The organism is Streptomyces sp. BPTC-684, assembly GCF_030028635.1.
Taxonomy (GTDB): Bacteria; Actinomycetota; Actinomycetes; order Streptomycetales; family Streptomycetaceae; genus Streptomyces; species Streptomyces noboritoensis.
In genome coordinates, this window is sequence record NZ_CP124863.1 from 4,714,972 (window position 1) to 4,726,594 (window position 11,623).

Annotated in this window: 10 protein-coding genes and 1 riboswitch; of the genes, 7 read left to right on the plus strand and 3 right to left on the minus strand. The window is 73.4% G+C overall.

What is annotated here, in order from left to right; translation table 11 throughout:
- Positions 1 to 49 precede the first annotated feature (49 nt).
- A riboswitch (SAM riboswitch) is annotated at positions 50 to 167 on the plus strand.
- A gap of 237 nt (positions 168 to 404) precedes the next feature.
- Positions 405 to 1,796: an aminotransferase class V-fold PLP-dependent enzyme gene (locus QIY60_RS20825; RefSeq protein ID WP_283143781.1), complete on the plus strand. Its 1,392-nt coding sequence runs from the start codon at positions 405 to 407 to the stop codon at positions 1,794 to 1,796.
- A 318-nt stretch (positions 1,797 to 2,114) separates the two neighbouring features.
- On the opposite strand, the gene QIY60_RS20830 is transcribed toward QIY60_RS20825, so the two are convergent.
- Positions 2,115 to 2,396: an Lrp/AsnC ligand binding domain-containing protein gene (locus QIY60_RS20830; protein WP_067158275.1), complete on the minus strand. Its 282-nt coding sequence runs from the start codon at positions 2,394 to 2,396 to the stop codon at positions 2,115 to 2,117.
- The gene (locus QIY60_RS20835) at positions 2,393 to 3,136 is read right to left on the minus strand and encodes a rhomboid family intramembrane serine protease (protein ID WP_283143782.1); all 744 of its coding nucleotides are present in this window, start codon (positions 3,134 to 3,136) and stop codon (positions 2,393 to 2,395) included. The genes QIY60_RS20830 and QIY60_RS20835 overlap by 4 nt, the downstream gene beginning before the upstream one ends.
- A 191-nt stretch (positions 3,137 to 3,327) precedes the next feature.
- Between QIY60_RS20835 and QIY60_RS20840 the strand changes: the two genes are divergently transcribed.
- The 5 genes from QIY60_RS20840 (at position 3,328) to QIY60_RS20860 (ending at position 8,776) form a co-directional block, all read left to right on the plus strand.
- Positions 3,328 to 3,573 carry a hypothetical protein gene (locus tag QIY60_RS20840; protein WP_283143783.1) on the plus strand — a complete coding sequence of 82 codons (246 nt, stop codon included), beginning with the start codon at positions 3,328 to 3,330 and terminating at the stop codon, positions 3,571 to 3,573.
- Positions 3,574 to 3,615: 42 nt separating this feature from the next.
- Positions 3,616 to 4,980 (plus strand): NYN domain-containing protein, encoded by a 1,365-nt coding sequence (locus tag QIY60_RS20845; protein ID WP_283146019.1) that lies wholly within the window; start codon positions 3,616 to 3,618, stop codon positions 4,978 to 4,980.
- A 257-nt stretch (positions 4,981 to 5,237) separates the two neighbouring features.
- On the plus strand, positions 5,238 to 6,260 hold the full coding sequence (locus tag QIY60_RS20850; protein WP_283143784.1) for a C40 family peptidase: 1,023 nt from the start codon (positions 5,238 to 5,240) through the stop codon (positions 6,258 to 6,260).
- Positions 6,261 to 6,513: 253 nt separating this feature from the next.
- Entirely contained in the window at positions 6,514 to 7,530 is a 1,017-nt protein-coding gene (locus QIY60_RS20855) for an NlpC/P60 family protein (RefSeq protein ID WP_283143785.1), read from the plus strand.
- Positions 7,531 to 7,546: 16 nt separating this feature from the next.
- Complete coding sequence (locus QIY60_RS20860; protein ID WP_283143786.1) at positions 7,547 to 8,776, plus strand: hypothetical protein; 1,230 nt, start codon at positions 7,547 to 7,549, stop codon at positions 8,774 to 8,776.
- Positions 8,777 to 8,812: 36 nt separating this feature from the next.
- Here QIY60_RS20860 and QIY60_RS20865 read toward each other — a convergent pair whose 3' ends face one another.
- Positions 8,813 to 10,048, minus strand: a complete 1,236-nt coding sequence (locus QIY60_RS20865; protein WP_283143787.1) for a glycosyltransferase 87 family protein — start codon at positions 10,046 to 10,048, stop codon at positions 8,813 to 8,815.
- 107 nt (positions 10,049 to 10,155) lie between these two features.
- Between QIY60_RS20865 and QIY60_RS20870 the strand changes: the two genes are divergently transcribed.
- Positions 10,156 to 11,298, plus strand: coding sequence for a glycosyltransferase family 4 protein (locus tag QIY60_RS20870; protein WP_283143788.1), 1,143 nt, complete (start codon positions 10,156 to 10,158; stop codon positions 11,296 to 11,298).
- Positions 11,299 to 11,623 lie beyond the last annotated feature (325 nt).

Here is an 11,623-nt window from a genome sequence, read left to right on the forward strand (position 1 = left end):
CCGGACCGCGCCTTGCGCGTACGCGGACGTATGGCAGGATGCTTTCCAAGGTCATGAGTGACAGCGACTACGGCCCCGGCCCGCTGTCCGGCAACCCTCCGTCCGTGGCGGGGTGCCCCGGGTGAAGACCAGGTCGCAGGCAGCGAGGTCTGCGGCAAGCGCGGACCCCTGCGCACTCCGTTCGGAGTGGCGCGCCCCTGGGGTCCTGGTCCTCAAGGGAGCAGTCTCGTGAGCAAGCGAATGCGATAGGGCCTACGGCCCCTTTTCCTGTACACCTCCGCGGGCCCGTTCTGCCCGTGTTTCGAGGTCAACCCCCGTGCATCCGGCGCCCGTTGGGCTGCTGTGCCGTGCCGCGGGGGCTCCACAGTCATTCCTTTCGCCTTGACCTGCCGGGAGATACCGCCATGTCCGCACGCCTTTCCACCGCCGTTTCCGCCTCCTCCGCCGAATCCTCCGACGAAGCCTGCTGTGCGGCGCCGCTGCCGGTGCTCGGCCGGGACGTCACCGTGCCGCTGGTCACCGGGGGCGAGGTGACGTACGCGGCCCTCGACTACGCGGCGAGCGCCCCGGCCCTCCAGCGGGTGTGGGACGACGTGGCCGCGTACGCCCCCTACTACGGCAGCGTGCACCGCGGCGCGGGCTACCTCTCGCAGCTGTCCACGGACCTGTTCGAGAACAGCCGGGCGGCGGTGGCGGAGTTCCTGGACTGCCGCGCGGGCGACCAGGTGGTGTTCACCCGCTCGACGACGGACTCCCTGAACCTGCTGGCCCAGGTGGTCCCGGCCGACTGCCAGGTCTTCGTCTTCGAGACCGAGCACCACGCGTCGCTGCTGCCGTGGCGGGACGCGCGGGTGACCTACCTCAACGCGCCGCGTACGCCGCAGCAGGCGGTGCAGACGCTGGAGCGGGCGCTGGCGGACCGCGACCCGTACGGCCCGGCCCTGGTCTGCGTCACGGGCGCCTCCAATGTCACCGGTGAGCTGTGGCCGGTGAAGGAGCTGGCGGCGGCGGCGCACGCGCACGGGGCGCGGATCGTGCTCGACGCGGCGCAGCTGGCGCCCCACCACCCCGTCTCCGTACGGGAGTTGGACGTCGACTGGATCGCCTTCTCGGGCCACAAGCTGTACGCGCCGTTCGGCTCCGGGGTGCTGGCGGGCCGGGCGGACTGGCTCCAGGCGTCCGAGCCGTACCTCGCGGGCGGCGGCGCCTCCCGCAAGGTCGCCCGGCGCGCGGACGGCGGGGTGGACGTCGAGTGGCACGCCACGGCGGCCCGCCACGAGGCCGGATCGCCGAACGTGATCGGCGTGTACGCCATCGCGTCCGCCTGCAAGGCGCTCACGGAGGCGGGCTTCGAGGGCCTGGTGGAGCGGGAGAAGCACCTGATCGCGAAGGTGCGGGAGGGACTGGCGGCGGTTCCGGAAGTCCGCGTCCTGTCGCTGTTCGGCGACGACGCGCCCCGGGTCGGCGTGATCTCGTTCGTCGTCGACGGCTGGAACAGCTCGCACTTCGCGGCGGCGCTGTCGGCGGAGTACGGGATCGGGGTCCGCGACGGTCTGTTCTGCGCGCACCCGCTGGTACGCACGCTCCTCGGCAGCGAGCCGCAGGAGCCGGGCGAGTGCGGCGCGCCCGAGGCGGAGCCGGGCGAGCGCTCCCTGAACGCGATCCGGGTCAGCTTCGGGGCGGGCACGCCGGACGAGCACGTGGACCGCTTCGTGGGGGCGGTGCGGGAGCTGGTGCGGGACGGTGCGAAGTGGACGTACCACACGGAGGAGGGCCGCTGCGTGCCCGCGGTGTGAGTTGCCCCTCCCCGCCCCTTCCCGAAAGCCCTCTGGCGGGCGGCCGGGTGGTGGGTCGGGGTGGGCTGCTGGGGACTGCGCCCCCAGACCCCCCTGTGTTCGTCTGCGGACCGTGCTGGGTTGCTCGCGCAGTTCCCCGCGCCCCTAACCCCCAGGGGCGCGGGGAACTGCGCGACCAGCCACAGACGGCCCGCAGACGAACACGGCGGGGTGCAGGGGCCGCAGGCCCCGCCAAAGGGGTCCGGGGGCGTAGCCCCCGGGAGAGCCGCCTTCACCCCCACCCACCCCCGGAGGGTTTAGGGAAGGGGCGGGGTGGGGCTAGGCATCGAGGCCGATCGCGAACGCCGCCTCCAGGTCGTGTTGCGAATACGTGCGGAACGCCACGTGCGTGTCCGTGACCTCCACCCCGGGGATCTTGCTGATGCGGCCGGGGATGATGTCCGCCAGGTCGTCGTGGCGGGCCACCCGGACCAGGGCGATCAAGTCGTAGGTGCCGGTCACCGAGTACACCTCGCTGACGTTCTCCAGCGACGCGATCGACTCCGCGATCTCGGGGATCCGGTCCACGCTGGTCTTGATGAGCACGATCGCGGTGATCACGGCTGGTTCTCTCCCTCGGTGGCGGCCGACGCGGGGGGCTCCGGTCGTTTCGGTCGTTTCACTCTAGCCGCCCCGCGGAACCGGCCCCAGGCGTAGAGAAACCCCAGGCCGAAGCCGACGAGATGGGCCAGGTACGCCACCCCCGGCCCCGCCGGAGCCGCCCTGACCGCCAGCCACTGCAGCACGAACCAGAACACCAGCACCAGCGCCGCCGGGAAGCGCAGGGGCAGGAAGAAGAGGAAGGGGAAGAGGCTGGTCACCCTCGCCCGGGGGAACAGGTAGAGGAAGGCGCCCAGGACACCCGAGATCGCCCCCGACGCGCCCACCAGCGTCTGGTCGGACGACGCGTGCGCCACCGCGTACGCGAGCAGGGCGAGGTAGCCCGCGCCGAGGTAGAACAGCGCGAACCCGATCCTGCCCATGCGCTCCTCGGCCATCACGCCGAAGACGTAGAGGAAGAGCATGTTCCCCAGCAGGTGCAGCCAGTTGCCGTGCACGAAGAGCGCCGTGAGGGGGGTGACGAGCGTGCCGGGGTCACCGGCCGTCAGTTCGTTCGGGATGACACCCCACCGGGCGAAATACGCGCCCTGCGCCGCGAGGAGCGCGTCCCCCGTCCCGTACGAGGGATTGAGGCCGGACACCGGGCTGACGAGGAAGACCAGGCAGCAGAGCGCCAGGACGGTGTAGGTGACCGTCGGGCCGCGCACCGCCGCCGCGCGCAGGGCGCTCCACTCGATCATGAACAGAGCATGGCGTAACCGGACCGAACGGTACAGACCGCCTCGCCGTGCCGGGGGGTGCCCGGTAGGCCGTAGGGTTACGGGCAGTACATCCGCAGTTCGACGGCGCACCGCGAGATCCTGGACCATGAACCTACCGCGCACGAGGCCCCGGGCCCCGGCGCGGAACCGTGGAAAGAGGTCAGCACCACATGACCAGCGTTCCCCTGCCCACCGCCACCACCCGGTGGCGCTGCACCCTCTGCGGCAATCTGACCCGTTTCGACGTCACCCGTTCGTCGAAGGTCGTCGAGTACGTCCATCTGGACCTCGCCGGAGAGCCGAAGGTCGAGGAACGCGAGGTGGTCAGTGAGACCATCGAGTCGGTGCGCTGCCGCTGGTGCAACGCGGTGGACCAGATCGAGCTGGTGGACAGGCCGGACGCCGGCGCGCAGTGAACGGGCCCGGACACGGGCGACGGACGACAGTTGAGGTGACGGATCGTGGAGCATGCAAGCGGTGCCGAACCGGCCGGTGCGGCCGGTGACGGCCCCGCCGAGGTGCTCGACCGCCCGCTGCCCGAAGGGGTGCGGCGCAGGGTCGTCGCCCTGGTCTCGGACGCCTTCGGCGGGCTGACCGTCGCCGAACTGCCGTCGCAGTTGCGGCAGTACGCCCGTTTCACCCCGACTCGTCGTGCCAAGTTCGCGGGCAACGCCATGGCCGCGGCCCTGGAGTCCGACCCGGTCTTCCGGCAGCGGATCGGGGAGCGTCTGAAGGAGGCGCAGCCGGAGCTGGCGGGCGCCCTGGAGTCCGGCGCGCCGCCCGCGGCCGCCGACCCCGTCGACGTGGCGGCCGCCGCGTACGTGCTGCGGCCCACCGGCTGGGTCAAGTTGGTCGCCGCCGCCGGCGAGGAGGCCCAGCGCGCCGACGCCGAGCGCGCCGACGAGGAGGGCCGGCGCGAGCTGGAGCGGCTGCGCCGGGAGCTGGCCGAGGCGCACGAGCGGCTGCGCACCGAGCAGGAGGAGCTGCGCGCCGACCTGGCTGCGGCCCGCAAGGATGCCGAATCGCTCCAGCGCAAGCTGCGCAGCGCGCTCAGCGACGTCAAGCGCGGCGAGGCTGCCCTGCGCAAGGTCGCCGGTGAGATCGACGGGATCAGAGCGGAGGCGGCGGCCCAGGTGGCCGCCGCCGAGAGCGAGTCGCGGCGGATCAGGACCCGGCTCACCGAGGCCGAGGCGTCCGTCGAGGCGAGTCGGCGCGCGGTGCGCGAGGGCCGCTCGATCGAGGACATGCGGCTGCGGCTGCTGCTCGACACGGTCCTGGACGCGGCGTCCGGGCTGCGGCGCGAACTCGCCCTGCCCCCGGCCTCGGTGCGGCCCGCCGACACCGTGGAAGCGGTCGAACCAGGACAGATGACCCCGAAGGACATCGCGGCCCGCGCCCTCTCCGAGACCGATCCGGCGCTCCTGGACCAGCTGCTCGCGCTGCCGCAGGTGCATCTGGTGGTGGACGGCTACAACGTCACCAAGACCGGCTATCCGACGATGCCGTTGGAGAAGCAGCGGCTGCGGCTGCTCGGCGGCCTCTCCGTGCTCGCCGCGCAGACGGGCGCCGAGGTCACCTGTGTCTTCGACGGGGCCGAGCTCGCCGCCCCGGTGCTGCTCGCGCCGCCCCGTGGTGTACGGGTGCTCTTCTCCAAGCCGGGCGTGACCGCCGACGAGCTGATCCGCCAGCTGGTGCGGGCAGAGCCGTCCGGGCGCCCGGTGGTGGTCGTCTCGACCGACCGCGAGGTGGCGGACGGGGTCGCCAAGGCCGGTGCCCGGCCCGTCGCGTCCGTCATGCTCCTGAAGCGGCTTTCGCGCGTCTAGCAACTCCTGCGTTCAATGCCCGAATTCGGGTGATCGGTTCCCAGCGCTCTGTCAAGTGCTCATTACTACGCGTGGGATGACTGTAAAGAATCCTCCCGGCGACCGTATTTTTTCCCATCAGGATTTGAACTGATCACAAGAGGGTCACTAGGGTCGGGGCTCGAACCTTCACGCGGTTGATCACTCGTCCGGGGTGGCCGTGGGGGTCCCGCCGAGTCTGCGCTGTTCGGCGGCTGAGGAAGAAGGAGCTCGCCTTCGTGGCGTCCCACCGTCGACCCAAGCCCGCGAGCCGTACCCGCGTGACCGTGCTCACCGCGACCGCCGCCGCGGCCGTCGCTCTCACGTCCCAGGCCGCGCACGCGGACCCGAAGCCGTCGAAGAGCGAAGTGAAGTCCAAGGTCGACAAGCTCTACGACGAGGCCGAGCAGGCGACCGAGAAGTACAACGGCGCCAAGGAGAAGCAGGACCAGCTGGAGAAGCAGGTCGGCGCGCTCCAGGACAAGGTGGCCCGCGGCCAGGACGAGCTCAACAAGCTCCGCGACGGCCTCGGTTCGATGGCCTCGGCGCAGTACCGCTCGGGCGGCATCGACCCCTCGGTCCAGCTCTTCCTCTCCGCCAACCCGGACGACTTCCTGGACAAGGCGTCCTCCCTGGACCAGCTGAGCGCCAAGCAGAGCGAGGCGCTCCAGAAGATCCAGGAGAAGCAGCGCAGCCTGGCGCAGCAGCGCAAGGAAGCCCAGGACAAGCTCAAGGACCTCGCGGACACCCGCAAGGAGCTCGGCGCCAAGAAGGCCGAGACCCAGTCCAAGCTCGCCGCCGCGCAGAAGCTCCTCAACTCGCTGACCGCCGCCGAGAAGGCCTCGATCGCCTCCGACGACGCCCGCGCCAACCGCGCCAACGAGCGCGCCGACCTCGGCCACGACGTCCCCGCCTCGCAGCGCGGCGCCGCGGCCCTCTCGGCCGCCCAGAGCCAGATAGGCAAGCCGTACGTGTACGGCGCCACCGGCACCGCCTCGTACGACTGCTCCGGGCTCACCTCCTGGGCCTACCGCCAGGCGGGCGTCAACATCCCGCGCACCTCGCAGGCCCAGGCCGGCGCCGGCACCCAGATAGGCCGCAGCCAGCTCAAGCCGGGCGACCTCGTGCTCTTCTACGGCGACCTGCACCACGTCGGCCTCTACGCGGGCAACGGCCAGGTGCTGCACGCCCCCAAGCCGGGCGCCAGCGTCCGCTACGAGGCGATGGACAACATGCCGTTCCAGTTCGGTGTACGCATCTGATCCTTCCGGACAGATAACAACTCGGTTGCCGACGCCGTCCGAACGGGCGAATTCCGGCGACTCGCGCTGACGCCACGCCCCGCCGGTGACCTGTGTTCTCCGGCGGGGCGTCACTTTGCGTGGACGCCGGGGTCTTTGGCCCCCGTGTGGTCGCCCGGCTACTGTCCGGCGTGCGGCTCCCCCCGTGACTCGTCCAACTCGTCCGCCCGCCCGGGCGGCAGGGGCCCGCACCAGCGGAAGGAGCGCGGCTTCCTTGGCGTCCCATCGCCGTCCCACGCAGTCCGGCCTCTCCCAGAGCACCCGGGTCACCGTCCTGTCCGCCGCGGCGGCCACCGCGGCCGCGGCCTTCGCGGCGCCCGCGAGCGCCGACCCGGGCGACACCGGCAAGGACCGGGTCGACCGGCTCTTCGCCCAGGCGGAGGAGGCCACCGAGCAGTACAACAAGGCGGACGAGCACGCCGACCAGCTGCGCGAGCAGGTCAAGCAGGCCCAGGACATCGTCGCCCGCGGCCAGGAGCGCATCAACCGGATGCGGGGCGCGCTCGGCGCGATCGCGGGTGCCCAGTACCGCGCGGGCGGCCTGGACCCCTCGCTCGCGCTGCTGCTCTCCGAGGACCCCGACACCTATCTCGACAAGGCCGCCGCCCTCGACCGGATCGGCGAGCGCCAGAGCGCCCAGCTGCGCGAACTCCAGCAGGAGCAGCGGCGGATCGGCCAGCAGCGCACCGAGGCCACCCGCAAGCTCGCCGAGCTGGAGCGCAGCCGTGCCGAGGTCGCCCGGCACAAGCGGACCGTCGAGTCCAAGCTCGCCCAGGCCCGCCGGGTGCTGCTCGCGCTGCCGACGTCCGAGCGCGCCGCCTTCGACCGGGCCTCGCGCACCGGGCGCGGCGAACTGCCCGACCTGAGCGGGGCGGTGCCCGCCTCCGGGCGCGCGGCGGCCGCGGTGGCGGCGGCCCGCCAGGCCGTGGGCCGGCCCTACGTCTGGGGCGCCAACGGGCCGTCCGGCTTCGACTGCTCGGGCCTGATGCAGTGGTCCTACGCCCACGCGGGCGTCGGCCTGCCGCGCACCTCGCAGGCCCAGCGGCACGCCGGGCAACGGGTCTCGCTCGCCGAGGCGCAGCCCGGGGACCTGGTCGCCTACCGCTCCGACGCCAGCCACATCGCGATGTACGTGGGCAACGGCCAGGTGATCCACGCCCCCTACCCGGGCGCGCCGGTGCGCTACGACCCGGTGGGCATGATGCCCGTCTCCTCCGTCACCCGCGTGTGAACGTACGATCGGGAGGATGGCGTACGGCTGGCTGAGCGGCGGGTGGCGACGGCGGGCGGCGGGATACGGTCTCGCCGCGCTGCTGTCCCTCTCCGCCTGCTCGGCCCCGGCCGCGGCCCCCGACCCCGTCACCGGCCAGGTGCAGCGCACCCTGGACGGGCGGGCGGCCGCCGTCCTCGGGCACGACGAGCGCGGCTATCTGGCCGCGCTCGACCCGGGCGCCGGGACGCTGCGGGACGCCCAGCGCGCCGAGTTCGCCAATCTGCGCCAGGTGCCGCTGAGCACCTGGGCGTACCGGGTGACCGGGGTCAGCCGCACGGGCGACCGGGCCACCGCCCAGGTCGAGCTGCGCTACCGGCTCGACGGGTACGACAGCGCGCCGGTGACCTCGGCCAGGGTCGTCGAGCTCGACGAGCGGGCCGGGCGCTGGTACGTGACGGGCGACCGGCCGGGCGAGGGCGCCGCCGAGCCGCTGTGGCAGCAGGGCCCGGTGTCCGTGGTGCGCGGCGCGCACAGCCTGGTCCTCGGCGTCGGCCAGGACCGCCAGACGCTCCAGCAGATCGCGCGCACCGCCGACCGCGCGGTGCCCGCCGTCTCGGCCGCCTGGCCGGGCCGCTGGGCGGACAAGGTGGTGGTCCTGGTGCCCGCCTCGCTCGACGCGATGGCGGCGCTGCTCGGCGCGCCCCCGGCCTCGTACCGGGGGATCGCCGCGGTGACCACCGGCGAGGCGGGCGGGGCCGGGACCGCGCCCGCGGACCGCGTCATCGTCAACCCCGAGGCGTACGGCGTGCTCGGCGACCTCGGCCAGCGGGTCGTCCTCACCCACGAGACCACCCATGTCGCCACCCGCGCCCACACCTCCCCGGCGACCCCGATGTGGCTCTCGGAGGGGTACGCGGACTGGGTCGGCTACCGGGGCACCGGGCGCACCGCCGCCGAGGCGGCGCCCGAGCTCCAGCAGGCGGTGCGGCGCGGCGAGGTGCCCGCCGAGCTGCCCGCCGACGCCGACTTCGGCTTCGAGGGCGGCGCGGACCGGCTGGCGCGCGCGTACGAGGGCGGCTGGCTGGCCTGCCGCATGATCGCCCAGCGCTGGGGCGAGGCGAAGCTCGCCGCCCTCTACACGAAGGTGGGCGGGCAGAAGCACCGCGAGGGCGCGCTGGAGAAGGCGCTGAACGAGGAACTGGCCACCACGCCGAAGGAGTTCACGGCCCTGTGGCGCGCCTATGTGCGCGACCAGCTGGGCTGACCGGCTACGCCGTGATCAGCCCGGCCGCACGGCCGGTCAGCGGACCAGGACCGAGAACACCCTGGCGCGGACCTGCTGAGCGGGCAGCGTGGGGCGGGGGACCGTGCTGCGCCACAGCCGCCGGCACGCGCTGACCGAGGCCACGGTGAGGAGCCCGTTGCGGACGAACAGGAGCAGCATCCCGAGCCAGTCGCTCGCCACCACGTGCGAGAACCAGATCGGGAACTCCAGCAGGGTCACGCCCGCGGCGGCGAGCACCAGGTGCGCGGGCCGGGCCATCGGAGTGCCGCGGAAGACCAGGCACACCGCCGCGAGCCCGACCAGCCAGATCAGATACTGCGGGCTGATCACCCGGCTGGTGGTGGTGAAGAGCAGTACGGCCGTGAAGGCGGCGTCCGCGAGCGTGCTCGGCCCGGTGCGGTACGCCCGCAGCCGCCACAGCAGCAGCCAGCCGCACGCCGCCGCCGTCAGCCCCATCGCCAGGGTGGAGACCAGCGGCACGTACGGGCCGAGGAACTCCACCGAGCCGTAGTTGAGCTGCACCCGGCCCCGCCAGCCGAGGTGGCGGGCCACGTGGAAGACGAGGGCGCCGAGCGACTCGACCTCGGTGCCGCGGTCGCGCTGGAAGGCGAGGAAGGCGAACGCGCCGGGCGCGACCGCGTGGCAGCCGAGCAGGAACGCCCCGGCGGTGACGGCCGCCGCGGCCCACGCCCGGCGGGGCGCCCGGGCCAGCAGCAGCACGGGCCAGACCTTGAGCAGGGCGCCGAGCGCGGCGAGCGCGCCGAGCACCCGGGGGTGGCGGACCCCGGCAAGCAGCGCGGCCACCGCGACCGCCGTCACCATCAGGTCGTAGCGCGCGTACGCGGTGGGCCCGAGCAGCGGTACGCCCCAGACCCAGATCCGGGCGCCCGCGCGGGACTTGCCGGGGCGCCCGGCCGCGTACAGGAGCAGCCCGAAGACGAGCGCGTCGGCGAGGAGCGCGAGGACGAAGAAGCCCGAGGCGTAGTCGAGGAAGGGGACGGCGGCGGGGGAGAGGATCGCGAGGGCCGCGGCGGGCGGGTACTGCCAGGTGACGTCGTCCAGCGGATACGTGCCGGCCTTGAGGACCTCGTACCAGCCCTGGTAGATGACCGAGACGTCGCTGGTGACGTCGGGGCCCGGGACGAGGAGGACCCGGAAGACGCAGAGCAGCAGCAGACACCGGGTGACGGCGAACACCGCCACCGCGGCCCGGATGCTCTTCGCGGTCCCTGTGCCGTTTCCCGCCGACATGCCCACCTCGTCCGTAAGACCGGCTTTCTGGAAGTTCGCGCAGTCATGATGCCGGGCGGGGCCGTGCACGAGCGACGAGGCGGGGCCGTTCGGTACTGTCGGCGGCGATGCACAAGACCTTGATCGTGACCAATGACTTCCCGCCGCGCCCCGGCGGGATCCAGGCGTTCCTGCACAACATGGCGCTGCGCCTGGACCCGGAGCGGGTGGTCGTCTACGCCTCTACCTGGAAGCGGAGCCGGGAGGGCGTCGAGGCGACCGCCGCCTTCGACGCCGAACAGCCCTTCACCGTGGTGCGCGACCGCACCACCATGCTGCTGCCGACGCCCCGGGTGACCCGGCGCGCGGTCGGGCTGCTCAAGGAGCACGGCTGCTCCTCGGTATGGTTCGGGGCCGCGGCGCCGCTCGGCCTGATGGGGCCCGCGCTGCGCCGGGCGGGCGCGGAACGCCTCGTCGCCACCACGCACGGCCACGAGGCGGGCTGGGCCCAGCTGCCCGGCTCGCGGCAACTGCTGCGGCGCATCGGCGAGGGCACGGACACGATCACCTATCTGGGCGAGTACACCCGCTCCCGGATCGCTGCCGCGCTGACCGAGCGGGCGGCCGACCGGATGGTCCAACTGCCGCCGGGCGTCGACGAGAAGACCTTCCACCCGGGCTCGGGCGGCGCCGCGGTGCGCGAGCGCCTGGGCCTGACCGACCGGCCGGTGGTCGTCTGCGTCTCGCGGCTTGTGCCGCGCAAGGGCCAGGACACCCTCATCCTCGCGATGCCCGCGATCCTCGCGCGCGTGCCGGACGCGGTGCTGCTGATCGTGGGCGGCGGCCCGTACGAGGCGGAGCTCCACAAGCTCGCCCAGGACACCGGGGTCGCGGACTCGGTCCGCTTCACCGGCCCGGTGCCGTGGTCCGAACTGCCCGCGCACTACGGCGCCGGCGACGTCTTCGCCATGCCCTGCCGTACGCGCCGGGGCGGGCTCGACGTCGAGGGCCTGGGCATCGTCTACCTGGAGGCGTCGGCGACCGGCCTGCCGGTGGTCGCGGGCGACTCGGGCGGCGCCCCCGACGCGGTCCTGGACGGCGAGACGGGCTGGGTGGTCCGAGGCGGCTCCCCCGAGGAGTCGGCGGACCGCATCGTGACCCTCCTCCAGGACCCGGCCCTGCGCCACAGGATGGGGGAGCGGGGCCGGGCGTGGGTCGAGGAGAAGTGGCGCTGGGACTTGCTGGCGGAGAAGCTGAAGCGGTTGCTGTGAGGGCCGGGCCGGGCCGGGCCGGGCCGGGCCGGGCGGGTGCGGGTTGAGTGTGGCTTGTCGCGCAGTCCCCGCGCCCCTTAATCGGCCCGGGGTTCGTCTGCGGACCGTGCTGGGCTGAGCGCGCAGTTCCCCGCGCCCCCAGGGGGTTGGGGGTGCGGCACCACGTGCGCTTGTCGCGCCCACGCGGCGGAGCCGCAAATGTCACAGCCCCGCGCCCCTTGGTTGCCAGGGGCGCGGGGAACTGCGCGCTCAGCCCAGCACGGTCCGCGCGAGACAACCGGCAGTCTTGGGGGCGCGGGGAACTGCGCGACCAGCCCCCACCGGC